The organism is Mesorhizobium sp. P2_H9 (assembly GCF_056403215.1).
Genome location: NZ_JBFUFX010000001.1, coordinates 237,513 through 261,592, shown reverse-complemented (window position 1 = coordinate 261,592; position 24,080 = coordinate 237,513). Strand labels below are relative to the sequence as shown.

The 24,080-nt window shown below is 62.8% G+C and carries 28 protein-coding genes and 1 pseudogene; 14 read left to right on the top strand and 15 right to left on the bottom strand.

The annotated features are described in order from the left end of the window. The first annotated feature begins 60 nt into the window (after positions 1-60). Both AC1DXN_RS01360 and AC1DXN_RS01355 read left to right on the top strand, forming a co-directional pair. Positions 61-432, top strand: coding sequence for an SH3 domain-containing protein (locus tag AC1DXN_RS01360; RefSeq protein WP_477243750.1), 372 nt, complete (start codon positions 61-63; stop codon positions 430-432). Positions 433-859: 427 nt separating this feature from the next. After that, positions 860-1,285 carry a Ros/MucR family transcriptional regulator gene (locus tag AC1DXN_RS01355; protein ID WP_477272009.1) on the top strand — a complete coding sequence of 142 codons (426 nt, stop codon included), beginning with the start codon at positions 860-862 and terminating at the stop codon, positions 1,283-1,285. Positions 1,286-1,428: 143 nt separating this feature from the next. On the opposite strand, the gene AC1DXN_RS01350 is transcribed toward AC1DXN_RS01355, so the two are convergent. Further along, positions 1,429-1,857, bottom strand: a complete 429-nt coding sequence (locus AC1DXN_RS01350; RefSeq protein WP_477272011.1) for a SufE family protein — start codon at positions 1,855-1,857, stop codon at positions 1,429-1,431. A gap of 114 nt (positions 1,858-1,971) precedes the next feature. After that, positions 1,972-2,325 carry a DUF5330 domain-containing protein gene (locus tag AC1DXN_RS01345; RefSeq protein ID WP_477272013.1) on the bottom strand — a complete coding sequence of 118 codons (354 nt, stop codon included), beginning with the start codon at positions 2,323-2,325 and terminating at the stop codon, positions 1,972-1,974. A gap of 536 nt (positions 2,326-2,861) precedes the next feature. Here AC1DXN_RS01345 and AC1DXN_RS01340 point away from each other — a divergent pair. From AC1DXN_RS01340 to AC1DXN_RS01330, 3 genes are all read left to right on the top strand, one after another. Next, positions 2,862-4,607, top strand: a complete 1,746-nt coding sequence (locus AC1DXN_RS01340) for a PAS domain-containing sensor histidine kinase (RefSeq protein ID WP_477272015.1) — start codon at positions 2,862-2,864, stop codon at positions 4,605-4,607. Then, positions 4,582-5,364 carry a peptidoglycan-binding domain-containing protein gene (locus tag AC1DXN_RS01335; protein WP_477272017.1) on the top strand — a complete coding sequence of 261 codons (783 nt, stop codon included), beginning with the start codon at positions 4,582-4,584 and terminating at the stop codon, positions 5,362-5,364. The genes AC1DXN_RS01340 and AC1DXN_RS01335 overlap by 26 nt, the downstream gene beginning before the upstream one ends. A gap of 71 nt (positions 5,365-5,435) precedes the next feature. Continuing rightward, a complete protein-coding gene (locus AC1DXN_RS01330; RefSeq protein ID WP_477243760.1) occupies positions 5,436-5,783 on the top strand; it encodes a DUF1491 family protein in 348 nt (115 codons plus the stop codon). Here the strand turns inward: AC1DXN_RS01330 and AC1DXN_RS01325 are convergent. Then, entirely contained in the window at positions 5,770-6,786 is a 1,017-nt protein-coding gene (locus tag AC1DXN_RS01325) for a hypothetical protein (protein WP_477272019.1), read from the bottom strand. The two genes, AC1DXN_RS01330 and AC1DXN_RS01325, sit on opposite strands and share 14 nt — an antisense overlap. 189 nt (positions 6,787-6,975) lie before the next feature. Between AC1DXN_RS01325 and AC1DXN_RS01320 the strand changes: the two genes are divergently transcribed. After that, a complete protein-coding gene (locus AC1DXN_RS01320; RefSeq protein ID WP_477243764.1) occupies positions 6,976-7,182 on the top strand; it encodes a hypothetical protein in 207 nt (68 codons plus the stop codon). Between the two features lie 18 nt (positions 7,183-7,200). Here AC1DXN_RS01320 and AC1DXN_RS01315 read toward each other — a convergent pair whose 3' ends face one another. From AC1DXN_RS01315 to AC1DXN_RS01300, 4 genes are all read right to left on the bottom strand, one after another. Further along, a complete protein-coding gene (locus AC1DXN_RS01315) occupies positions 7,201-7,749 on the bottom strand; it encodes a DUF1254 domain-containing protein (RefSeq protein ID WP_477272021.1) in 549 nt (182 codons plus the stop codon). Beyond that, positions 7,742-8,326 carry a DUF1214 domain-containing protein gene (locus AC1DXN_RS01310; protein WP_477272023.1) on the bottom strand — a complete coding sequence of 195 codons (585 nt, stop codon included), beginning with the start codon at positions 8,324-8,326 and terminating at the stop codon, positions 7,742-7,744. The genes AC1DXN_RS01315 and AC1DXN_RS01310 overlap by 8 nt, the downstream gene beginning before the upstream one ends. Before the next feature lie 85 nt (positions 8,327-8,411). After that, complete coding sequence (locus tag AC1DXN_RS01305; protein WP_477421436.1) at positions 8,412-10,571, bottom strand: transglycosylase domain-containing protein; 2,160 nt, start codon at positions 10,569-10,571, stop codon at positions 8,412-8,414. Between the two features lie 175 nt (positions 10,572-10,746). Further along, a complete protein-coding gene (locus AC1DXN_RS01300) occupies positions 10,747-11,385 on the bottom strand; it encodes a TetR/AcrR family transcriptional regulator (protein ID WP_477272027.1) in 639 nt (212 codons plus the stop codon). A gap of 112 nt (positions 11,386-11,497) precedes the next feature. On the opposite strand from AC1DXN_RS01300, the gene AC1DXN_RS01295 reads away from it, so the two are divergent. Together AC1DXN_RS01295 and AC1DXN_RS01290 are read left to right on the top strand one after the other, a co-directional pair. Next, positions 11,498-13,912: a GcvT family protein gene (locus AC1DXN_RS01295; protein ID WP_477272029.1), complete on the top strand. Its 2,415-nt coding sequence runs from the start codon at positions 11,498-11,500 to the stop codon at positions 13,910-13,912. A 12-nt stretch (positions 13,913-13,924) separates the two neighbouring features. After that, complete coding sequence (locus AC1DXN_RS01290) at positions 13,925-15,478, top strand: trimethylamine methyltransferase family protein (RefSeq protein ID WP_477272031.1); 1,554 nt, start codon at positions 13,925-13,927, stop codon at positions 15,476-15,478. A gap of 82 nt (positions 15,479-15,560) precedes the next feature. Here the strand turns inward: AC1DXN_RS01290 and AC1DXN_RS01285 are convergent, their stop codons facing one another. The 5 genes and pseudogenes from AC1DXN_RS01285 to AC1DXN_RS01265 all read right to left on the bottom strand — a co-directional run bounded on the left by AC1DXN_RS01285 (position 15,561) and on the right by AC1DXN_RS01265 (position 19,111). After that, positions 15,561-15,920: an SPW repeat protein gene (locus tag AC1DXN_RS01285; RefSeq protein ID WP_477272033.1), complete on the bottom strand. Its 360-nt coding sequence runs from the start codon at positions 15,918-15,920 to the stop codon at positions 15,561-15,563. A gap of 111 nt (positions 15,921-16,031) precedes the next feature. Then, positions 16,032-16,663 (bottom strand): annotated as a pseudogene (locus AC1DXN_RS01280) (NAD(P)-dependent oxidoreductase). Between the two features lie 134 nt (positions 16,664-16,797). Next, a complete protein-coding gene (locus tag AC1DXN_RS01275; protein WP_477272035.1) occupies positions 16,798-16,962 on the bottom strand; it encodes a hypothetical protein in 165 nt (54 codons plus the stop codon). A gap of 141 nt (positions 16,963-17,103) precedes the next feature. After that, positions 17,104-18,729 (bottom strand): chaperonin GroEL, encoded by a 1,626-nt coding sequence (gene groL / locus AC1DXN_RS01270; protein WP_477272036.1) that lies wholly within the window; start codon positions 18,727-18,729, stop codon positions 17,104-17,106. A gap of 49 nt (positions 18,730-18,778) precedes the next feature. Continuing rightward, positions 18,779-19,111 carry a co-chaperone GroES gene (locus tag AC1DXN_RS01265; RefSeq protein WP_477272038.1) on the bottom strand — a complete coding sequence of 111 codons (333 nt, stop codon included), beginning with the start codon at positions 19,109-19,111 and terminating at the stop codon, positions 18,779-18,781. A 248-nt stretch (positions 19,112-19,359) separates the two neighbouring features. Here AC1DXN_RS01265 and AC1DXN_RS01260 point away from each other — a divergent pair, with 248 nt between their 5' ends. Next, positions 19,360-19,623 (top strand): hypothetical protein, encoded by a 264-nt coding sequence (locus tag AC1DXN_RS01260; protein WP_477272040.1) that lies wholly within the window; start codon positions 19,360-19,362, stop codon positions 19,621-19,623. Continuing rightward, positions 19,620-19,886 (top strand): DUF1488 family protein, encoded by a 267-nt coding sequence (locus tag AC1DXN_RS01255; protein ID WP_477243788.1) that lies wholly within the window; start codon positions 19,620-19,622, stop codon positions 19,884-19,886. Before AC1DXN_RS01260 ends, AC1DXN_RS01255 begins: the two co-directional genes overlap by 4 nt. 59 nt (positions 19,887-19,945) lie before the next feature. Here AC1DXN_RS01255 and AC1DXN_RS01250 read toward each other — a convergent pair whose 3' ends face one another. From AC1DXN_RS01250 to AC1DXN_RS01240, 3 genes are all read right to left on the bottom strand, one after another. Then, positions 19,946-20,170, bottom strand: a complete 225-nt coding sequence (locus AC1DXN_RS01250; RefSeq protein WP_477272042.1) for a DUF6500 family protein — start codon at positions 20,168-20,170, stop codon at positions 19,946-19,948. A 68-nt stretch (positions 20,171-20,238) separates the two neighbouring features. Beyond that, positions 20,239-20,430 (bottom strand): hypothetical protein, encoded by a 192-nt coding sequence (locus AC1DXN_RS01245; RefSeq protein ID WP_477243792.1) that lies wholly within the window; start codon positions 20,428-20,430, stop codon positions 20,239-20,241. 47 nt (positions 20,431-20,477) lie between these two features. Then, positions 20,478-20,675: a hypothetical protein gene (locus AC1DXN_RS01240; RefSeq protein ID WP_477272044.1), complete on the bottom strand. Its 198-nt coding sequence runs from the start codon at positions 20,673-20,675 to the stop codon at positions 20,478-20,480. A gap of 249 nt (positions 20,676-20,924) precedes the next feature. Here AC1DXN_RS01240 and AC1DXN_RS01235 point away from each other — a divergent pair, with 249 nt between their 5' ends. The 4 genes from AC1DXN_RS01235 (at position 20,925) to AC1DXN_RS01220 (ending at position 24,001) form a co-directional block, all read left to right on the top strand. After that, positions 20,925-21,332, top strand: coding sequence for a DUF3168 domain-containing protein (locus AC1DXN_RS01235; RefSeq protein WP_477272046.1), 408 nt, complete (start codon positions 20,925-20,927; stop codon positions 21,330-21,332). A gap of 173 nt (positions 21,333-21,505) precedes the next feature. Continuing rightward, positions 21,506-21,805, top strand: a complete 300-nt coding sequence (locus tag AC1DXN_RS01230) for a hypothetical protein (RefSeq protein ID WP_477272048.1) — start codon at positions 21,506-21,508, stop codon at positions 21,803-21,805. Positions 21,806-21,912: 107 nt separating this feature from the next. Then, positions 21,913-22,578, top strand: a complete 666-nt coding sequence (locus tag AC1DXN_RS01225; RefSeq protein WP_015318627.1) for a response regulator transcription factor — start codon at positions 21,913-21,915, stop codon at positions 22,576-22,578. Between the two features lie 46 nt (positions 22,579-22,624). Beyond that, positions 22,625-24,001 carry an ATP-binding protein gene (locus AC1DXN_RS01220; RefSeq protein WP_477272051.1) on the top strand — a complete coding sequence of 459 codons (1,377 nt, stop codon included), beginning with the start codon at positions 22,625-22,627 and terminating at the stop codon, positions 23,999-24,001. The last annotated feature ends 79 nt before the right edge of the window (positions 24,002-24,080 follow it).

Sequence of the window (24,080 nt, the reverse complement as noted above, 5' to 3'; positions counted from 1 at the left end):
TTCAAGAGCCAGGCTCTATTGGCGTCGTCAGGCTCCAGGCAGAGGGGCCGGGAGGAGAGAATGATGAAGTTCTATATCCGCACCGCTGCGGCTTTGGCCGTCGCTTCGACAGTTTTGGCCTTCGCTGACCAGTCTCATGCAACTGCGTTCGCAGCTTGGCAAGTGACCGGCGTGCCGTTTGGCGACACGCTCAACGTGCGCAAATACCCGTCGGGCACATCCCAGAAGCAGGCCGCCTATCCCAACGGGACGGTTCTGCAGATGACCGGCAAGTGCACAGGCGGGACAAACCTGCTCGATATCGCCAATCAACCGCACTGGAAGCAGGAACAGACAATCCGCTATCGCTGGTGCGAAGTCTGGCACGATCCGGCGCAGAACGGCAATTTCACCACCGGCTGGGTGTATGGAAAATACATCACCCCTTACTGATGAGGCTCGTCTTGGCGGCGCCGGCATATCCGATCATGAACATTCAGTAATGGTTTTCAACCTGTGATTTCATTAGAGCCTGATAACCGGCTGACCCATGGCGCGACCAAGCATAGCCGAAGCATTCGAACCATTTTACCTCACGCCGCCGATGTAATGGTGGACGTGACGCAGCGTCAGCCGTTGCTGGCCTGACCAGAAAAATATCGCAAAGTTACACAGTGCACCGAAGATTGAAGCTGAATGCGGAATGTTTGACTAATATCGTTGAATATAGCGCAACAAGCGAATTGACTTACTTGGTTGACTGGCTCATTAAGATGCCCCGACGCGAATCGTGGAGGTTCTTCCTGCCTGAAATTCGCGCGATGCCCGTTTCCAGAAAAAGGGCGCAGACAGAAACAACCTCGTTGGGGTCTTGAACACTATGGATATCGCCGAAACGCCTTCCCGAAATAGCGATGCGCTGATCGAACTGACCGCCGATGTGGTGGCCGCCTATGTCAGCAACAATCCCGTGCCTGTCGGCGAACTGCCGAACCTTATTGCCGATGTGCATACCGCTCTCGGGCGCGTGGGCGGGGTTGCCGAAGCGCCTCCTGCCGACAAGCAGAAGCCTGCGGTGAACCCGAAACGCTCTGTTCATGACGACTACATCGTCTGTCTTGAAGACGGCAAGAAGTTCAAGTCGCTCAAGCGTCACTTGATGACCCACTATGGCCTGACGCCCGACGAATACCGTGAAAAATGGAACCTGGACGCAAGCTATCCCATGGTAGCGCCCAACTATGCAGCTGCCCGTTCGCAGCTTGCCAAGAAGATGGGTCTTGGCCGCAAGCGCAAGGGGCGCTGATACCGGCTTCGTTTCCTAAATTTCGACCATAGACGGCGCCTGTGGGCGCCGTTTTGCTTTTTGGCGGATGCGTCCGGCTGATGCCCGGCTCTCCATGCCGACGCGCAATCGCGCGCCCGATCATCCTTCGCCTCAGGGTCTGATCAGGCGGTCTGTTTCAGCGCCACTTCGGCGTCGCGCTTGATGCGCTTGACCATCGAGCGCAGGCCATTGGCGCGCTGCGGCGAAAGGTGTTCGTCAAGGCCGAGCCCCTTCAACGTGGCTTCCGCATCGGTTTTCAGGATCTCGCTGGCCGGTTGTTCCGAAAACAGCGCCAGCATGATGGCGACCAACCCCCGAACGATATGGGCGTCCGAATCGCCGGTGAAGGTGATCACCGGGTCGGCGCCCGCTCCCTGTTCGGTGGTCAGCCAGACCTGGCTGACGCAGCCGGGCACCTTATTGGCCGGGTTGCGTTCCGCGTCGGGAAACGGCGGCAGGGCCTCGCCCAGCTCGATCACATAGCGATAGCGGTCTTCCCACTCGTCGAGCAGGGAAAAGTCGTCACGGATCGTCTGGATCGTTGTCGTCATCACGCCGGATATAGTGATCCAGCACCGCCGCGTCACGGAAAAAGAAGAAAGCACCGCAGGCGCCGAGAGGTCTGCGGGCCTGCGGTGTAGCCATAGACACGGCTGGAAGCTGTCTCAGTTTTTCGCTGGAATGTTGACTGTTGCCGGCAGGACGATCTGCTCGGCCACGCTGCCAGTGGAAACGGATGTGTCGGGCTCAGTCGCTGTCTTGTCGTCCAGCATGGCGGCCGCGATCTTGGCGGTCTCCTTGGCCCGGGCGGTGATCGTGTGCATCGCCGACTTGCCGGTCTCGCAGACATCGGGCTTGCGTTCGCAGATGCCGGCGATGTCGCCGACAGCTTCACGCGCCGCAAACAGGGCCTGGAGCGGGCCGACACTCTCGCGGCCTGCCTCGTCGGGACCGACGGTCAGCGGCAGCGCCAGAAGCACCAGCGAAAACCAGAAAGCCATTCTTATCAGAAAGCCCATCTCAATGCCCTCTCGTCCGTAGCCGGATCATGCGTCCATGCGGCATGACCTCTTTTATGGGCACGATACTGGCACAGACGCGCAAAGGACGGCTTGCAGGGACAGTGAGAATTTTCCGCAAATTTTAGGCAAATTCGAAACCATGCGTTTTGCAATAGATTTGCCGCAAATGCCGCCGGTTTTCTTCAGCACTCAGTAACCATCTATCTAACTGTTTTCTCTAGGTATTTCTGAAAATGGCGAAACGCCGGCGCGGACTGTCGTCGGCTTCAGGGCGCTCCGCGCGGATAACGCTCCGTTTACTATGGCGGCAATTGCCTGGGATTTCATGGCACCGCACCACAATATTTGCCGCAGGGCGGGCGTTGGTCGGTTCAGCCTTATCCATTCCTTAAACGCTGGATGCGAGTTTCAAATCAACAAAAGCCACCTGCGAAGCAGGGCAGTTCACGACCGGGTGCGAGTGCGTTGCATTGAGTTCGATTACGGCCAGATACGTTGGATTGCCTGGCGCGCTGGCTGCCAGCTGTGAACGTATGGTCCACCCTGATATCATCGGGCGGGATGACCGCCTGCGCCAGCGCCGCTTCATCGGCGTCATGCTGGCTGCGCCGTTCTTCACCGCCGGTGCCGCGGTCACATTGGTCACTTCGGGCATGGGCGCGGCCGTCACGGTCGCAACGATCTTCGCCGCTTTCGGCTTTTGCTGGTTCGCCGCCTTGCTGGTGGCGGCCTCGGGCAAGATGGCGCTCGCCAGCCAGGTCGCGCTTGGCGTGGGCGGTCTTGCGCTTGCCGCTGTCATTGCCGCGGCGGGCGGCCTCGCCTCGCCGGTCGCCCTGCTTGCCGTGGCGCTGCCATTCGAAGCCTGGTGGATCGGTGCCTCGCGGCGCGCAGTGCTGTGGGGAGGCGTCTCCGCTCTGCTCGCCGTGCTGCTGCAGCCCTTTGCCGGCTCCGTACTGCCCTTCGGTGCCACGGAAATCGCCGCGTGGCACTGGCTGCTGCCGCTGGCCTGGGCGCTGACGCTGGTGCCCCGGCTTGCCGCCTTCGGCGATGCCGCGCAGGCACAGCCCGCGCTGGCCGCACGCGACCGGCTCGAGGATACAATCGACGCCGTCGTCCTGCGCATCACCAGGCAAGGCGAAGTTGTGGACGCGTCGGCAAAGGCGCGCACCATCCTGAAGCTACCGCCGGAGCTGCTGTTCGGCACCGGCCTGTTCGATCGCATCCATCTGTCCGATCGCGTCGCCTATCTCAGCGCGCTCGCCGATATGCGCGATGGCGCGCCGGCGCGCCGGCTCGATCTTCGCGTCCGGCTGCCGCAGAACGGCGACGGCCCGACGGCTGACAATTATCGGCCGTTTTTTCTCGAACTGGTGCGGGGCGAACTGCAGCAGGACATCTTCACGCTGGTGCTGCGCGAGGACGGCGAAATTGCCCGGCTGCGCGAGGATCTCGCCGTTGCCAATGAAGCGGCCGCGTCGGCCGAGGTGGCGAAGGGACGGTTCCTGGCGATCGTCAGCCATGAGCTGCGCACGCCGCTCAACGCCATCATCGGTTTTTCCGACATGCTGCTGCATGAGATGTTCGGCGGCTTCAAGGATCCGCGCCAAAAGGAATATGTCGGCCTGGTCCGGGATTCAGGCCAGCATCTGCTTGACGTCGTCACCTCGATCCTCGACGTGTCCAGGATCGAGGCCGGCGCCTACGCGACCCAGCCGGAGCCGTTCCGCTTCATCGACGCCGTGGAAATGTGCCAGTCGATGATGCAGCTGCAGGCCGAGGCAAAGAACATCGATCTGCAGGCGCAGATTGCGCCGGACGCCGGCGAGATTAACGCCGACCGCCGCGCCGTGCAGCAGATCCTCATCAACCTCGTCTCCAATGCGATCAAGTTCACCCCCGATGGCGGCGCTGTCGTGGTCGGCGCCAAGCGCATCGGCTCGCGGCTGCATTTCTGGGTCAAGGACACCGGCATCGGCATCGCCGAAGAAGACTTTGCCAATCTCGGCAAGCCGTTCATGCAGATCCAGAACGACTATACGCGCCGCTTCGAGGGAACCGGGCTTGGCCTGTCGCTGGTCAAGGGGCTGGTGGCGCTGCACGAGGGCACGATGTCGATCGAGAGCATGCCGGGCGAGGGCACCACGGTTGCGATCAGCTTTCCGGTGAACGGACCGAAAGGTCGCTCGACCGACAAGACCGGCGTGTTGCCGATGCCCAAAGCCTGGACGAAGGGGGAAGCGAAAGGGGACAGGAATGGCTCGCTCCGCAAAACAGCTTAAGGCGGTCAAGCACCGCAGCAACGCCTTCGAGGACGGGGCGCTGGCTGTCCGCAGCATAATCTCGCGCAATCCGGTCCTGGTCGGCGGCTCCACCGCATTCCTGGTGACGCTGTTCTACGTCTCGGCCAACGCCTTGTGGTACCAGCCCTTTCCGCATGCCGGCGCATTCTTCGCCACCAGGAGCATGGAGAGCTTTTCGCGGGCGGGCAGCGACGAACCCGAGACCACCATCAACATTGTGCGGCCAGGCCCAGTCAAAAGCGACCCGGTCGTCGAACAGGTCCAGGGCATATTGAAGGACCTCGATTTCTATTCCGGCACTGTCGACGGCCTTTCCGGCCCCAACACGCGCAAGGCCATCCAGGCCTATCAGCAGAAGGTCGGGCTGCCTGAAACCGGTGAGATCGACGCCGTTCTGCTCGACCAGCTCGGCGCCAAGCAGACGACAGCGGGCATCCCGCATCCGGTCCCGCGCCCGGTGGATATGGCCGCTGCTCCTGCCGCCGCGCCAGCGACTGCACCGGTTGCCATCCCGGTCTCGGCGCCCGCATCCGCTCAGGCGCCTGACGCCCGCATCGTCAAGATCCAGGCCGGGCTGAAGGCCTTCGGCAATGACGACATGCAGCTCGATGGCGTCGTCGGCGCCCGCACCAAGGCCGCGATCAAGGAATTCCAGTCGCTGTTCGGCCTGCCGCAGACCGGCGAGCCCGACGAGGTCGTCTACGTCAAGATGCGCGAGATCGGTCTGACCAACTGACGGTCGAAACGAGGCTCGCCGATCGGCGAAAATCCGGCTAAGACCCGTCGCATGTCGTCCGGAGCCCTGCCATGCGCGTGACCACCGACCTATGGGTGTCGGCTTTGCTGCGCCGGGTTTTCGGCGCCGGCGGTTTTGCCGCTGTCGTCAAGCGCGGCGCCACCGAGGCGGGTGCCGTCTTTGTGCTGGCGCGCGGCAGGCTGGGTGAAATTACCCTGTTCGGCCCGGCGCCGCAGACGAGCTACGATTCGGCCAAGCCCGACGACCGGTTTTTCAGCCTGCTCGGCACTGGCGATGACGCCGCCCTGTTCGATGCCAGGTTGGAGCGGGAAAAAAAATTCGATCCCGACATCTGGGTGGTCGAGATCGAGGCCGGCGCGGTTCCGGTCGAGGAGCTTCTCTCCGTCAAGACGCCTTGAGGCTGCCGGCAGCGTCGTCGCTGTTCGATGCCTTGCGTGCATCGGCATTCACGGCGGTGTTGGCGGTGGCGCGAACCGCCCTCGACAGCGTCTCTGCTTTCCAGTTGCGGACCTTGTCCACTGCCGCCTCGCGATGCAGCAGATGGTAGCGATCAAGGAAGGTCCGAATGGCCTGCGGGTGCGGAAACGCATTGGGATAGACGGCAACCGTGATCAGGAATGCCCTGTCTTCGCTGAGGTCGAGCGCTCGTAAGGCGGCAAGCAGCGAGGCATAGGTAGAGCTTTCCGTCAGCGATCGCGCCGTCGAAAAATCGATTTCGAGCGCGTCGGCAAGCGCGGTCTGGAAGAAGGCCGCGTTACCGGTCAGCGCCGTCTCGCGCAGCCTGGCATAGGTGCTGGAGCCGACGAACGCATTTGCGGCAACCCCTTCACTCACGGCATCAGTGCGCATCATCGAACGCAGCCGCTGCCGGGCGTTTTCAGCGGCAACGCCCGGGGTCTCCTGCCGGTCGGGCGCAACGGTCGTGGCTTCGGCGCTTTCGGTTGCTGGTTTCACGATCGCTTCCGGTGGCCGCACCCGCACCAGCGTCGGCTTTTCAAGCACCTTGATCAGCTGGGCAATGGTCGGGTTGAGGTCCTTGCGACGGGCAATGGCGCGCGCATGCGGCAGGCCGTGACGTCCGATCAGGGCGATGAGGTCGATGTCGCTGAGCGCGCGCGAGCGGATGAGCAAAGGGGCGGCAATGTCGACCGGTTCCTCGCAAAGCCGCCGCACCAGTGCGGCCGGCGCATATTCGCATTCGGAAAGGGCGGCGGCGACGTAGCGGCGCGATTCGACCGACACATTGTCGAACAGCGGCAGCGTCAGATCCTCGAGCTGGGCGATCTCGCGGCGCGACGGACGGGTCAGGCAACAGAACGCCGAGACCACCGCGCGGAACAGCCTTTCGGCTTTTCCCGATTCAGCCCGTATAGCGATTTGCCTGAAATCCGAAGCTGACACGAAGGATACGCCTGACACTCGACACAATCTGGACCACGCTCGACCGGGACTGTGTCGGTTTCGCGCTCGTCTAGAACAAAGATCAAGTTAGCGCTGATCCGTTAGCGCTCCGTTAACCCTCTGCCTGCCTTAATCACATTTGGAGGCGTTGCGTTGTGCTCCGGGGCAACCGAGAGGAATACGCGAACCATGGGCATGGTCCTGTCTTTCGTGCCGCGAACGGCGGCAACCAGCAGAGCAAGTCAAACCACCGGCACTCCGGCGGCAGTCATCATTTTCCCCGGCGTCCGCTACGAACAGCGGTCGCTGGCGGGCGAGGCACGGCCAGGCGGCGCCGGTCCGGACAAGCCGGGGTCACCGGGCTCGCCGGGATCGATGCCCGTACCGCATCACTGAGCCGACTTCGGGGTAGGCTTAGTAGTCCTGCAGTTCGCAGGAACTCTGCTCGAGAAACCGCGATACGACAGGCTTCCAGCTGTCGTCGGGCACGAACGAGCGGATGACGAATATGCCTTCGTCGATCGGGGCTTCGACGAAGATCGCGCCCTGCAGATCCTCGGGCAGTTCCTTGCGCACCTCGATCATCTGCGCCGGCGTCAGCACGACGGTGTCGAGCACGCCGCCGGTCGCGGTGTGGTCGTTGAAAGAATAGAAATTGTGACCGTTGCGGTCATAGACGGACACCGACCAGAACGGCACATTGCCCGGCGCCTTGACCCGCACCATCCCCTCGGCGAGATCGAAGCGGCAGGCCGCCGCATAGAATAGCGGATCGACGGACTTGACCACCGGCGCGCCGCCGGCCTCGGCATCGAGCCTGGTCATCTTGTAGAGGTCCGAGGCCATGGCCAGTCGCGACCAGGCGTCGCGTTCGGAAAACTCCGGCACCAACAGCAGCACCACGATGTGCACGATGCCGGCGCCGACCAGGCCAAGCAGGACGGCGTGCAGCAACCTACGCATTGCAGTCGACCTTCTCGATCTTCGGCAGCGTCACATCCGAAAGCCCGGTGCTTGAGGCGATCGGCGTGTCGTAGAAGGTGAGCACGAAATACATCCGGCCAAAGCCGTCGGTCAAAAGCCAGTTGCCGGGGGTGGGGCGGTTGCCGACGGAAATGATCACCGAATTGTCTGGCTGGCGCAGCACCTGGTAGGATTGCAGCGCCGCCAGCCTCGGCTTGCCCGTCTCGACCACGCCAAGCGACTGGTCGGCGGCATAGAGGGTCCAGAAGCGGGCGGTGGGAAATCCGCCTTCGATCCGGTAGGCGCATTCCCGCTTCAGCTGGTCGCCCCCGGCATCGTGCTCGGCGATGAAGGACAGCCCTTCGGCCTGTCCGAGCGCCAGCACGCCCTCACGCGCCACGCGCGCCTTCGAATAGGGGTCCGCGCCTTGCGTGCCGATATCGGGGAATGCGGTCCATTGGCCGATCCTGATGGCGCCGACGCCGTCCTGCACTTTGAGCGCATACCAGACGCTGCCGCCGCCACCACCGATGGCTATGGCAAGCGCGAGGAGCGTCAGGAAGGCGTTCTTGAGCATGAAAGGCCGGGGACAAGCAGGATTGCCGCTCGGGGATATCGCGGCGCAGGGGCATGTGGCAAGCGGGCGTCGCGCAATTGCCTGGTCACAGCGCCGACAGGGTCTCCGGCGTCGCAGGGCTCTGGAGCACCGGCGCGGTCTGGAACAGCCTGGTCATGTCGCGTAGCGTCTGCGTGGTCCGGCTGGACAGCACCGCCGGGCGCTCGGCAGCTGCGTCGGCGGCTGCCTGATCGGCATCCTTCTTCTCCGCTTCCTMGGCCTTGGCCGCGATTTCCGCGTCGATGAAGGGGTGTTCGAGGCCGGGGATCGGCTTGAGGTCGATGTTCTGGTGGGCGTAGACCATCAGCCGCTGCCACACCATCGCCGGCAGCGAGCCGCCGGTCATCTTGTTGGTCGGAGTGAAGTCGTCATTGCCGAGCCAGACGGCGGCCGTGTAGTTGCCGGTGAAGCCGACAAACCAGGCATCGCGGTAGGACTGCGTGGTGCCGGTCTTGCCGGCGACGACGATGTTGGGAAGCTGGGCCCGCCGGGCCGTGCCGATCACCGGCACCGCCGCCAGCATGGTGTTCATGTAGATGAGCGCCTGTTCCGACAGCACCCGATGCGGCGGCGGCGCATCCTTGGCGAAGTCGTAGACCACCTCGCCGGTTCGGGTGACCAGCTGCGTGATGCCGTGGCGCGAACCGACGAAGCCGTCCTGCGCGAACACGCTGTAGCCTGTCGCCTGGTCCATCACCGTCATGCCCGACGTGCCGAGCACCATCGTCTTGTGCGATTCGAGCGGCGATTCGACGCCGAATGATTCGGCCATCGCCTTGATCGGCGCGATGCCGAGATGGTCCTTGGCCAGCCGCACCGGCACGGTGTTGATCGATTTGGCGATCGCCGTGATCAGCGTGACATTGCCGGCCGATCCGCCACTGTAGTTTTTAGGAGACCAGCCACCCCAGGTGATCGGCCCGCCGGAAACAACCGAGTCCGGCGTGAAGCCGTGTTCCATCGCCGTGGCATAGACATAGGGTTTGAACGAGGAGCCGGTCTGGCGCAGCGCCTTGGTGGCGCGGTTGAACTGGCTGGCGCCGTAGTCGCGGCCGCCGACGATGGCCCTGACCGCGCCATTGGTTTCGATGACGACCACCGCGCCCTCGGTGACGTTGTACTCCTTGCCGAACTGGCGCAGGTGGAATTCCATCGATTCCTCGGCCGCCTTCTGGATGTTGGCGTCGAAGGTGGTGTGGGCGACCAGCGAATGCTGGCCGGTCTTGGCGGCGATTTTCTTGACCTCGTCAAAGGCCCAGTCGAGGTAATAGTCCGGGCTCTTCTGTTCGCCGCGGTCGACGATTTCGGCCGGATGCAGCCGCGCCTGCAGCACCTGGCCTTCGGTCATGAAGCCGGAATCGACGAGGTTCGACAGCACCACATTGGCCCGGGCGCGGGCCGCCGGCAGGTTGATGTGCGGCGCGTATTTGGTCGGCGCCTTGAACAGGCCGGCCAGCATCGCCGCCTCGGCGAGGTTCAAATCCTTGACGCTCTTGCCGAAATAGAAATCGGCCGCTGCCTCGATGCCGAAAGTGCCGCCGCCCATATAGGCGCGGTCGAGATAGAGCTGCAGGATTTCCTTCTTCGACAGATTGGCCTCGAGCCACAGCGACAGGAAGGCTTCCTTGATCTTGCGCTGCAAGGTCCGCTCATTCGACAGGAACAGGTTCTTGGCCAGTTGCTGGGTGATGCTTGATCCGCCCTGCACGACGGAATTTGCCCGCACATTCTCGAAGATAGCGCGCGACAGGCCGAGCACGTCGATGCCGTAATGCTCGAAGAAGCGCCGGTCCTCGGTAGCCAGCACCGCCTTGATGACATGGTCGGGCATCTCGTCGACCGGCACCGAATCGCGCTGGATGATGCCGCGCTGGCCGATCTCGTTGCCGTAGCGATCGAGGAAGGTGACGGCGAAGTCGCCCTGCGTGCGCCAGTCGCCGGTGGTGATCTGGAAGGCCGGCAAGGCCAGCGCCAAAAGGACGACGATGCCGCCGGCGCCCATCGTAAAACCTTCGCTCAACACTTCGATGATGCCGCGGCGCCAGCCGGTCACGCGGAAGCGCCGGAAAAAGATGGTGGCCGTTTCCCAGAACTGACTGGCCTTGAAGCCGATCTCGTACAGCGAGGAATCGAGCCACGCATCCACCGCCAGCAATGCTGCGGCGATCGGGCCCCTTCTCTTGCGCGGTTCCAAAGGACTGGTCATTCCAGAATTCCGCCCCACGCCGTTACCTGAGACCCGCTTGCGGGCAATTTCAGGGCGGCGCACCAGGCAAGACTATTCGTCCATTTTAGCACCGCTCACAAGGGCGGCGAAGCCACACGGCACGGTTTGTTGACCGGGTAGAGATGGCTTTGATTCTGGTATCGTCAGGCGGAGCTCACCGTGCCGCGATGAAGCGCATGAAATGCGCGACATCAGCCTCGCTGGGCTCCAGGCCGGTAAAGCTGCGCAGATAGGCAGCCAGATGGCTGACCCGCGCCTCGACCGGCTCCTTGAGGTCAAGCACGTAATAGCCGATCTGCATGTAGTAGAGCACACGCGCCCGGATGAAGGCGTCCTCCTCGTCATAGCCGTGGCGGCGATACATGTCGCGAATGGCGCCCAGCCGGTCATTGTCGGCCTTGTCGATCGCCCGGCGCACATCGTCGGAGCGGCGCGCCCATTCGCGGATGGCGAAGTCGAGCCTGGGGTCGAACAGCCGCTCGTCGGCCCAGCATTCGAACACGTTCATGACGCCCATGATGATCGATTGCGCCTGCCGCTGCGCACGTTCGACGATCGCCTTGGTGTTGGTGTCGTGCCAGTGGGCGAGCAACTGGTCGAGCAGATCCTGGCGGCTCTGGAAATACCAGTAGAAGCTGGAGCGCGACACGCCGAGCTTCTGGCCGAGCGGCAGGATGCGCACGCTTTCGATGCCATCCGAAATCAGTGTCTGCAGGGCAAGATTGATCCAGTCCCAGCGCGTCACCTTGATGTTGCCGGGCGCCGGCTCGTCTTGCGGAGCGATCATGATCATGGACACACAAGTGGCATGGTGCGAAGCGGTGCGCAAGCCAACTGTACACAAGTGTCTAGACACATGTGTACAGAGTTTGTATGATGAGGCTTCCAACGAGAGGGAGAGGCTCGTGAAGTCGCACTATCGTGCAGTCGTCATCGGGGGTGGGGTGGTCGGAGCCTCGGTGCTCTACCATCTGGCGCGCTTCGGCTGGAGTGATGTCGCGCTCATTGAGCGCGCCGAACTGACCGCCGGTTCGACCTGGCACGCGGCGGCAGGGTTCCATGCGCTCAACGCCGATCCCAACGTCGCCGCCCTGCAGGACTACACAATCAAGCTCTACCGCGAGATCGGGGCCGAATCCGGCCAGAATGCCGGCCTGCACATGACCGGCGGCGTCAACATGGCTAGCGATCCCGCCCGCTGGGAATGGCTGAAATCGGCCTGGGCGGTGTTCCAGTCGGTCGGCATCGAAACCGCCCGGCTGGTGACCCCCGAAGAAATCAAGGAAATCTGCCCGATCGTCGATGTCAGCGACGTGCTGGGTGGCCTCTACGATTCCAACGAAGGCCATCTCGACCCCTATGGCACCACGCATGCCTATGCCGGAGCCGCCAAAAAGCGCGGCGCCGATGTCATCCTGCGCAACCGTGTTCTCGACCTCAAGCCGCGCGCCGACGGCAGCTGGGATGTGCTGACCGAGCAAGGCACGATCGTTGCCGAGCATGTCGTCAATGCTGGTGGTCTGTGGGCCAAGCAGGTCGGCCGCATGGCCGGCGTCGACCTGCCGGTGACGCCGATGGAGCACCATTATTTCATCACCGAGGACATTCCGGAGGTCGCCGCACTCGACAAGGAGCTCGGTCTCGCCGTCGATCTCGACGGCTTTGCCTATCTCCGGCAAGAGCGCAAGGGCGTCCTGCTCGGAGTCTACGAGCAGAACCCGAAACACTGGAACATCGACGGCGCGCCGTGGGACTACGGCATCGAATTGATCCCGGAAGACATCGACCGCATCAGCCCGGAACTCTCCAGGGCCTATCTGCGCTTTCCTTGCCTGGCGACGGCCGGCATCCGCAAATGGGTCAACGGCGCCTTCACCTTCACGCCGGACGGCAACCCGCTCGTCGGTCCGGTGCGCGGCCTCAAAAACTACTGGGTCGCGTGCGGCGTCATGGCCGGCTTCAGCCAGGGCGGCGGCGTCGGCAAATCGCTGGCCGAGTGGATGATCCACGGCGAGCCGCAAGCCGACATTTTTGGCATGGACATCGCCCGCTATGGCGCCTTTGCCGCCAACCGCGAATATTTAAAGCAGACGACACGCCAGTTCTATTCGCGCCGCTTCGTCATGACCTTTCCCAACGAGCGCCTGCCGGCCGGCCGGCCGCTGAAACGCCCCGGCGCCTATGACGGGATGACGGCGGCGGGCTGCGAATGGACGTCGTCCTGGGGCTTGGAAATCCCGGCCTATTTCGCACCCATGGGTTTTCGCGAAAACACCACGCTGAAACGCTCCAACGCCTTCGACATCGTCGGCGACGAGGCGCTGCAGGTGCGCCGCGCCGCCGGTCTCATCGATACTTCGGCCTTTTCGCGTTACGCGGTGTCAGGCCCGGGCGCCGAGGCCTGGCTCGACCGGCTGCTTGCCTCGAAATTGCCGAAACGGGGGCAAGCCAAGCTCGCGCCGATGCTCGGCCATGACGGCCGGCTGAAGGGCGATTTCACAGTCTTCAACTGGGGCGGCGGAACGTACTGGATCATGGGCTCCTACTATCTCCGGGAGTTCCACATGCGCTGGTTCGAGGCGCATGCGGCCGACGGCGTTTCGATCATAGACCTCTCCGACATCATGGCCGGCTTCCTCGTCACTGGACCGAATGCGCGGGCCATCGTGGCGCGCACGACGCACCAGGATGTCTTGGCCGATGCCTTGCCGTTCATGGCCTGCGGCGAGTTCGACATCGGCATGGTTCGCGCGCGGGTTGCCCGCCTTTCCATCGCCGGCGAAGTCGGCTTTGAGATCAACTGTCCGGCCAGCATGCATGCCACTTTGCGCGAAACACTGCTCGCCGCCGGCGAGGATCTCGGCCTTGCCGAAATCGGCTTCTATGCGCTGAACGCACTCAGGCTGGAAAAGAGCTTTGGCATCTGGTCGCGCGAATTCACCCAGGCCTATACGCCAGCCCAAACCGGCCTCGACCGTTTCATCGCCTTCGGCAAGGGCGATTTCATCGGTCGCGAGGCGGCGTTGCGGCAACGGGACGATGGCAGCGTCCAACAACGCCTGGTGACGCTGGAAATCGACGCCGTCGACGCCGACGCCAGTGGTTTCGAACCGGTCTGGCACAACGGCCGGCGCGTTGGCTTCGTCACCTCCGGCGGCTATGGCTATACGGTCGGCAAGAGCCTGGCGCTGGCGCTCGTCGATCGCGATTTCGTCGGCGAAGGCACGGCGCTGTCGGTGCATATTGTCGGCATAGAGCGGCCGGCGCGCGTCATCCCGGCCTCGCCCTACGATCCCGAGGGGAAGGCGATGCGGCAATGAGGAGGTTTGGCCATGGTCGATGACGCCGCACGTGACGTCAGGCGCGAGCGCCGGCGCGGACGAACCGGCGAAGCCGGCAGCGAGTCCAGCCGCCGGCCGGATTATCGTTCGCTGAAAAACCCGTTCCTGCCGCAGCCGATCTTTTCGAACGACCAGGTCGCCGCCATCCACGACACGGCGCTGCGTGTGCTTGAGGAGCTCGGCGTCAAGGTGCTGCTGACCGAAGCGCGGCGCATCTTCGCCGGCGCCGGCGCGCTCGTCGATGAAGACAGCCAGATGGTGCGCATCGGTCGCGATATCGTGGCGGCAGCACTGGCCTCGGCTCCCAAATCGATCCGGGCGCTGGCCGGCGACCGTTCCCGCGACCTCATGCTCGAACTGGGCTCGATGACGTTCCTGGCTGGAGCCGGCGCCCCCAACGTCACCGATCTCGAGCGCGGCCGGCGGCCGGGGACGCTTGCCGCTTTCGAGGATCTCATGCGGTTGGTGCAGCATTTCGACGTTCTGCACATGCTGGGCCCCTGCATCGAGCCGCAGGACATCGACAATCGCTTCCGCCACTATGCCGTCAATCGTGCGCAGCTGACACTGTCCGACAAATTCCCGTTCGTCTTTGCCCGCGGCACGCCGCAAGTCGAGGACGGCTTCGAGATGTTGCGTCTGGCGCGCGGCCTGTCGGAGGACGCATTTCGTTCTGGCGCCCATTGCTACACCATCATCAACACCAACTCGCCGCGCCAGCTCGACATTCCGATGGCGCAAGGCATCATCGACTTCGCCAAAGCCGGGCAAGTGCTGATCATCACGCCGTTTTGCCTGGCGGGCGCCATGGCGCCGATCACCGTCGCCGGCGCGCTGACGCTGCAGCACGCCGAGGCGTTGGCCGGGCTGGCGCTGGCGCAGATCGTGCGGCCAGGTGCGCCGGTGGTCTACGGCTCGTTCTCGTCCAATGTCGACATGAAGTCGGGCGCGCCGGCCTTTGGCACGCCCGAGCATGTCAAGGCGACGTTGGGCGCCGGCCAGCTGGCGCGCTTCACCGGCCTGCCCTGGCGTTCCGGCGGCGGCAGCGCCGCCAACATCTCGGACGCGCAGGCCGCACACGAAACGCAGTTCGCGCTGTGGGGTTCGGTGCTGGCTGGCGCCACAGTGTGCATCCATGCAGCCGGCTGGCTCGAAGGCGGCCTCAGCGTCTCCTTCGAAAAGCTGATCACCGACATCGAGGCACTGCAGACCGTCGCGGAACTGTGCGCCGCCACACCCGGTGATGAGGATGCGATCGGTTTTGAGGCCATTGCCGAAGTGCAGCCGGGCGGGCATTTCTTCTCGGCCGGACACACGATGGCGCGCTACCGCACCGCTTTCTATGAGCCGCTGGTGGCCGATTGGTCGAATTTCGGCAACTGGACGCTTTCAGGGTCGAAGACAGCGACCGAGCGCGCCACCGGCATCTGGAAACGGACGCTTGCCGACTTCACGCCGCCGGTGTCCGCCATCGCCACCGCAGGCATTCTCGATGAGTTCATCGCCCGGCGCACTGAACAAGGCGGCGCGGCGCCGGTCTCGTGAGGTGGTGCCGGCTGGCGCATCGCTCTCAGCGATCAGCGGAGCCCGCCGCTCACGCGCCGGGCCCCTCCTTTGTCGTCACCGATCACGCATGCGCGTGCGGGTGATGGACGTCCCAGACTGCCCAGGCCGATGCGGCAACCACCAGCACGCCCAGGATGACATGCGTCGCCATCGCGTCAGCGTTGGCCACGAACCCCAGCAGCCAGGGTGAAACGATCAGCCAAAGTCCGAGAACAAGGTTCACCCACTCTTCCCACTCGGCGAATACGGAGAGCGTCGCGAAGGCCAGCGCACCGAGCACAACGCCAACAATCCAGGCGTTGTAAGCGGCAGTGGTTTCAGCGGCGAAGCCGATTATCCAGGGTGAGATGAACAGGCAAACGGCAAGGATCAGATTGATCAGATCCTGGCCACGTTTTCCTTCCATGAGTTTATTGGCCATGACAACCTCCATAGAGAAGCTTGACCAAAGCACTGCGTTTCGCGTGCACCGCACGCTTAGTCATTGATATAATTACGCTTCAAATGGCCTTCAAGGACCTGCCTAGGGAGGTCAGCGCAGGATGGCGACCGCCTTGCGCGAGTAGATGGTATCGTCGAGCTGGCCGAGCATGAAGGCCGCCACATCGGCACGTGCCAATGTTGGCAACAGGGACGACGCCCGAATACCGTTGCCGTGGCGGAATTTGCCAGTTGCCGCAGCGTTTATGAGCTTTGGTGGCCGCACAATGGTCCAGTCGAGACTGGATTGGACGATAAGGTTTTCCTTCGCCTCGTGATCGGCCACTTCACGACGCAGCACAAGCGGTACGATGATGCCGCAGAGCAGCGGCCCCAATTGCCGCCGGCTGTCGCGGACGCCAAGGAACGAAAGATAGATGAGCCGGCCGGTCCGGTCCGCTGCATGGCATCGACGATGAAGCCGATGCCGGCAACCACAACCGGGTCGTGTTTCAGCGGAACGCCGACCCCGAGACAGCTGAAAACCGCTTCATGGCCGGGAACGGCGCGCTCCACCGCCTGCCGGTCGGCGACGTCTCCGACAATCACCCTCAGGTTTTCATGGCTGACGGCAAGCTTGCTTGGGGTGCGAACGAAGGCGGTCACGGCATGGCCCTTTGCCAGCGCTGCCGAGACGAGGACTCGTCCAGTCGCACCTGAGGCGCCAAAGATCAGCAGTTTCATCTCCGCCTCCTGGACGGCTACAGCCAGGCTTGCGACCAACGTTCAATGACAGGCGCCCCTGCGTGGGTGCGCTGCCGATCACCCGTATCTTAACACGGCGGGCGCTGGGCTCGTGACGAAACGCGGCGCGCGCCTCACATCGGGCGTTTGTCGCCGGCCTTTTGCGGATCGCGGCGTATCGTGCCGGTGTCGGTCTGTCTGTGCTTGTCGGCGGCAATCCTGCGGATGCGGTCGAAGCGGCTTTCCTCGGCCGGCTTGGTCGCCGGAACGCCATTTGGCTTCGGGACGAAGGTAATCATCTGTCGATCTCCCTGTCGTTGCTGACTGATGGAACTCTTCCTGACTGGCGGAAATCCTTGGCGCGCCGGGGGAGTGCTCCCGGCGGCCGTTGTTCTGGTTTGGCCCGTCCGGCTTTGCCGGGCGGGCACTTCAGGCGATGGTCAGTAGCCGCTCATGCCGCCGCCGGCCGAAGCCGCGGCATCCTTGGCCGGGATGTCGGTGATCATGGCTTCCGCGGTGATCAACAGCGCAGCGATCGAGCCGGCGTCCTGCAATGCGGTGCGCACCACTTTCGCCGGGTCGACGATGCCGGCCTTGATCATGTCGACATAGATCTCGTTCTGGGCATCAAAACCCTGATTGTGATCCTTGCTGTCGGAGAGCTTGCCGACGACGATCGAACCTTCGACGCCGGAATTCTCGGCGATCTGGCGGATCGGCGCTTCGAGTGCCCGAAGCACGATCGAGATGCCTGCATTCACATCGGCATTGGCGCCGGTCATCCCGTTGAGCACCGACCTGGCGCGCAGCAGTGCGACACCGCCGCCGGGAACGATGCCTTCTTCAACCGCCGCGCGCGTGGCGTTCAGTGCATCGTCGATGCGGTCCTTCTTTTCCTTGACTTCCGACTCGGTGACGCCGCCGACACGGATGACGGCAACGCCGCCCGACAGCTTGGCGAGACGCTCCTGCAGCTTTTCCTTGTCGTAGTCCGAGGTGGTTTCCTCGATCTGCCCTTTGATCTGCGAGACGCGCGCCTGGATGGTCGCCTTCGGGCCGGCGCCGTCGATGATCGTCGTCGTGTCCTTCTCGATCAGCACGCGCTTGGCGCGGCCGAGCATGTCGATGGTGATGTTTTCCAGCTTGATGCCGAGATCCTCGGAAATCATCTGGCCGGCGGTTAGCACGGCAATGTCTTCCAGCATCGCCTTGCGGCGATCGCCGAAGCCCGGCGCCTTGACGGCCGCAACCTTGAGGCCGCCGCGCAGCTTGTTGACGACCAAAGTCGCCAGCGCTTCGCCTTCGACGTCCTCGGAGATGATCAGCAGCGGCTTGCCGCTTTGCACGACTGCTTCGAGGATCGGCAGCAGCGCCTGCAGATTGCCGAGCTTCTTTTCATGGATGAGGACGTAGGGATCCTCTAGCTCGACGCGCATCTTCTCGGCATTGGTGACGAAGTAGGGCGAGAGATAACCGCGGTCGAACTGCATACCCTCGACGACGTCGAGCTCGGTGTCGGCGGTCTTGGCTTCCTCGACGGTGATGACACCGTCATTGCCGACCTTGTCCATCGCCTTGGCGATCATGGCGCCGACGGTGGCGTCGCCATTGGCGGCGATCGTGCCGACCTGCGCGATCTCTGCCGACGACTTGACCTTCTTGGCACGCGCCTGGATTTCCTTGACCACGGCGGTCACGGCAAGGTCGATGCCGCGCTTGAGGTCCATCGGGTTCATGCCGGCGGCAACGAACTTGGCGCCTTCGCGCAGGATCGAAGCGGCCAGCACCGTGGCGGTGGTGGTGCCGTCACCGGCGAGGTCGTTGGTCTTCGAGGCCACTTCGCGCACCATCTGCGCGCCCATGTTCTCGAACTTGTCGGCAAGTTCGATTTCCTTGGCAACGGTGACGCCGTCCTTGGTGATGCGCGGGGCGCCATAGGCCTTGTCGATGATGACGTTGCGACCCTTGGGACCGAGCGTCACCTTGACGGCATTGTTGAGGATCTCGACGCCGCGCAGCATGCGGTCACGGGCATCGGTGGAGAATTTGATTTCCTTGGCAGACATGATTTTTCATCCAGTTCGTTTGGAGAGCAGCAAGGCATGGACAGCGTCGTCAGGCGGCTTTCTTGGTCGCCACGGTCTTGTCGATGGTCTCGCTCTTGTCGATGATGCCCATAATGTCGGCTTCCTTCATGATCAGAAGGTCCTCGCCATCGATCTTGACCTCGGTTCCGGACCATTTGCCGAACAGGATGAAGTCGCCGGCCTTGACGTCGAGCGCAATCAGCGCACCGCTTTCGTCGCGTGCGCCCGGCCCAACGGCGATCACTTCGCCTTCCTGCGGCTTTTCCTTGGCATTGTCGGGGATGATGATGCCGCCCTTGGATTTGGTGTCGCTTTCCGCGCGCCTGATGACGACGCGGTCGTGGAGTGGCCGAAATTTCATGGGGACTTCTTTCTGGGGCCGGCATAGGCGGCCGCTGCCTCCATATAGGCCCGTTGGCACTCGATAGATAGGAGTGCCAAAAATTAATCGCGGGACGGCAGAAATATTGGGTAGTATTATTCGACCGGTTCAATTCCGGGAATTCGAAGATCGCAAAATAATCCGAAAATTGAAATTTCGCTTTCGAGTGCCTATTTTAGCGGGGAAACGCATTTTCACATTCTCGCGTCAAAAAGGAGATTTCGTCCATGGCTGAAGTCGCTCAAACGATCATGGAAAAAGCTGAGGCACGCTTCGTCGACAAGCAGAAGAAAACCGCCGAGCGCAGCAAGGCGACTGCCGAATATATGTCCGAGGCGAGGCTCCGCGTCATCAAGACGGCCAGGCTGCGCGAATTGCGGCTGGCCAAGGAAGAGGCCGACCGGGTGGCGGAAGCCTTGAACCCGACGCCGAAGAAGAAGCGGGCGGCAGTCAAGAAAGCCGTCGCCGCGCCAAAGGGAGTAAAATCATGAGCCTTACATTCCCCAACCGAAGCCGCAGCTATGACGAGGCGGGCAAGCGTATCCGCTTTGTCGGCCATGACGGCATGTTTCAGATTTCCTTCTCTGTCACCGCCGATGCCATCTCGAAGGCGCCATCGGGGACGGCGACCTCCGAGGCCACCTATCTGGCGGCCTTCGACACGGCGTCCAGCTCCATCCACGACATTGCCAGGAACGCCTATGCCCGCACCCGCAGGAGCATGTATGTGCTGACCGCGGCTGATTTCGGCTAATGCACGTCGCCCAAAACTGCGCAGCTTTTTTGGGATAACGACGTGTATGAAATCTAGGATCAGCCGGCGTCCATCTCCTCGACCATGGCCCGTATCTTCACGGCCCTTTCAAAATGGTCGAGCCGGTGGGTTCTGATCCACCATTCCGCAGCTTCCATGAGAAGTTCGGGGTCGTCATTCCTGTTTGCAAAGAACGCATAGAACGACAGGCTGACGCCGGCGCCTTTCTCCGCGATCTTGCGGTCGCAGACGTCCAGGACCTTCTGTTTCAGGCTCGGTCTCACGGCAATCCCCTGTCTGTAGAACATTCAGCCGATGCGCACCCTTCCGCGGTAATCCGCCCGGGTTACGATCAGGTCCCGCGGTCTGCTTTCGCCCGCCGCTTGACGTCTCGGCTATTCAGCCGGTCGACCGTCGCCTCGGCGTCACGCATGTCCATGCCGACCATCACCTGGTGCTTGAGCTCGACGGGCTGGCCGGTGAAAATATCGAAAATGGTCCAGCTGCCAGGCTGCTCCATGCGCAGTGCGTAGCGGTTTGCCATGCTGACGTCCTTTGATTGCCACGTTCGAGCGACCGACGTCGCTGGCGTCAGGCCTTGGTGATGAAGAACACCGCCGCCAGTACAACGACTGTCCAGACCACCACGGACAGCTTCAAAACCAGGCCACCATGTGCAGACAGGGCCGCCCGCAGGCTGGTCATCGTCTTCTCCAGTCCCTTCGACGCGGTCGGCGCGGCAATCACGACCGGCGCCTTGACCCCGAGTCTTCCGAAGACAGGCAGCACCGATGGCTCGCGCACGAAAATGACCTCGACTGTTTTGGAGAAGACCAGGCGCCGTCATAGCACCGTTTTTCAAACACCTTGCATACCAAATAAAAACCAGCTTGGCCGTAAGGGGCGCCGCTGCCGCCAAGGGCCGCACATGACGACCGGGGTGATCTAGCGCCGGAACATCAGCGCGGTTAGGCTGGAACGAGAAAGCGTTGACGGGTGCGCAGCCTGTTCAACTGCGAAGGGCGAGGGGATTGACGAATGACGGCGCCCGGCGATTTGCAGCAGGCCTTGTTCCAGAGATTGAAAAGCGATGCGCCGCTGTCGGCGCTGTTGGCTGGCGCCGGCCTGCTTGAGCAGGCAACCGACAACGTCGCCTTTCCCTACGTGACCTGCGGCCTGACCAGCGCTTTTGATTGGGACACTGGCGCCGATAACAACGCCGATCAGCTGGTGACACTGCATGTCTGGTCAAAGGCCCATGGCGAAGCCGAGACGCTTGCCATCATGGACCGCATCAAGGCGCGCCTCGCCGACGCGGCGCTGGTCATCGGCCCGCGTGGCCAGACACGGCTGTCGCTGGAGTTCGCCGAGGCCCGTTATGACGAGGATCTTGCCGTCCATCATGGGCTGCTGCGCTTTCGCGCCATCACGCGGGAAGACGCCTGAGCGCTTTCAATATCGGTGAAACGGAGTCTAGACTGGACTTACGCCGGTTTCACCGGGTTGGGCGGTGAAATCTCAGGTTGAATGTCTCGAGTTGCAAGGGGTGTGGCGGGCATGTTTTCAGTAGCCTTCACCGTTCATTTCACGTTCAGCACCGATGCGTTACAACGCTGACCATGACAACGCTTCGCTCCCATCTCCGAACCGCGACACTGGCGCTTTGCGCGGCCGGACTGTTTGCGTCGCAGGCGACCGCGATGCAGGTCGCCATGCCCGCGCAGGTCCAGCCGATCGTATTGGCCGCGTCCGACTGCTACGCGATCGGCCAGCAGGTTGCCGAGCAGAGCGGTGGCACGCTGGCCAAGGCGTCGCAGTCGACGCGCGGCGGCCAGCCGGTCTGCGTCATCGTCGTGCTTGTCCCGGGCAAGGACGGACAGCGCCCGCGCCGTTCCGAAATCATCGTTCCGCAGAACTGACCCGATCTTCCATCCTACTGGCCTCCGTTTCCCAGGCTGCTGGAATCGGCCTATATCTGAGCCCGACGCTTCAACAGGCCAACTCTTCAACAGGTATCGATCCCCGCATGCGCGTACTCGTGGTCGAAGATGACAAGGATCTCAACCGGCAGATATCGGATGCGCTGGTCGACGCCGGTTATGTCGTCGACCGCGCCTTTGACGGCGAGGAAGGGCATTTTCTCGGCGACACCGAACCCTATGATGCCGTCGTGCTCGACATCGGCCTGCCGCAGATGGACGGCATCAGCGTCGTCGAGCGCTGGCGTCGCGGCGGCCGCAAGATGCCGGTACTGATCCTGACGGCGCGCGATCGCTGGAGCGACAAGGTCTCCGGCATCGACGCCGGCGCCGACGACTACGTCACCAAGCCGTTCCATATCGAAGAGGTGTTGGCCAGGGTCAGGGCGCTGATCCGGCGCGCCGCCGGCCATGCCTCATCCGAATTGACCTGCGGGCCGCTGCGCCTCGACACCAAGGCTTCCAAGGCCGACGTCAACGGCGTGCCGCTGAAGCTGACCTCGCACGAGTTCCGCCTGCTTGCCTATCTGATGCATCACATGGGCGAGGTGGTCTCGCGCACCGAGCTGGTCGAGCATCTCTACGACCAGGATTTCGACCGCGATTCCAACACTATCGAGGTTTTCGTGGGCCGGCTTCGCAAGAAAATGGGCATCGACATGATCGAAACCGTGCGTGGCATGGGCTATCGCATGCGCGAACCGGAGGCGTAAGGCGGAACCTCTTCCTACAAAGCTGGCCGCCTCAAAAGCGCTTTCAGTGCGGTTCTGGCCGCGTTCGCTGGCGTTTCGCGTCATCGCCTTTTCCACGGTCTGGGCGATCCTGACGCTTGTCGTCATCTTCACCCTCATCACCACGCTCTATCGCCAGGCCAGCGAGCGTGGTTTCGACAGCCTGCTTTCGGCGCATCTGTTCAACCTGATCGGCTCCGTCGGTGTCTCCGAAGGCGGGCAGCTGACCGGCGCCCCCGACCTTGGCGATCTCCGTTTCTCGGAACCGAATTCAGGCTGGTACTGGTCGGTGGAACCGGCCTCGGAGGGCGTTCATGGCGACCTGCATTCGTCCTCGATGACCAAGACCATCCCGTCGCCAAGCATCGCCGAAGTCCCCTTCAATGCCAGCTTCCAGCGCAGCTATGCGAGCGAAGGCATCAAGGGCGAGGCGGTGGAAGTGTTCGAGAGCGAATTCGTCCTCGATTCGAAAAACCGTGCGGCGCGCTTCCGCGTCATGGGCAACCAGAGCGAGCTTGAACAGGAGATCGGCAGCTTCCAGCGCCGTCTGTTGACCTATCTCTCCCTGTTCGGCGTCGGCATGATCGCCATCAACGCCATCGCCATCCTGCTTGGCCTGCAGCCATTGCGCCGGGTCCGCAACGCGCTCGCAATGGTGCGCGAAGGAACCGCGCAAAGGCTCGACGGCCGCTTCCCGGCCGAGATCGAACCGCTCGCCAACGAAACCAATGCGCTGATCGAGAACAACAAGCGCATCGTCGAGCGCTCGCGCACGCAGGTCGGCAATCTTGCCCATTCGCTGAAGACGCCGCTGGCGGTGCTCATCAATGAGGGCCGGGCACTCGGCGGCGCCAAGGGCCAACTCATCGCCGAGCAGGCAGCCTCGATGCAAAAGCAGGTCGACCACTATCTGCAGCGGGCCCGTGTCGCCGCGCAGCGCGACAGCGTCGTCTACCGCACGCCGGTGGCGCCGCTGGTCCAGCGCATGGTGCGGGTGCTGCAGAAGCTCAACCCGCAGACCAGCCTCTCGCTGTCCTTGCCGGCCTCCGACATCGTCTTTGCCGGCGAGCGCGAGGATCTGGAGGAGTTGCTCGGCAATCTGCTCGAAAACGCAATGAAATGGGCAAAGAGCGCCGTCGCTATCACCGTCAGGCCGGTTGTCGGCAAGGACGGCGCGGCAAACCTGTTCGAGATCGATATCGACGATGACGGTCCGGGCATTCCCGAAGACAAAGCGCGCGAGGCGCTGAAGCGTGGCCGGCGCCTCGACGAGACAAAGCCGGGGACGGGGTTGGGACTTGCCATTGTCGCCGACCTCGTCAACGAGTATGGAGGCGTTCTGGCGCTGGAACGCTCCGTCATGGGCGGGTTGAAGGCGGTGGTTCGATTGCGGAGCCTTCAGTGATACTTTTCCAAGCGGCTGCGTGCAGCCAAATTTCCGACAAATATCAATACTATGGCCACATCAGCTTTCCGATGACGCG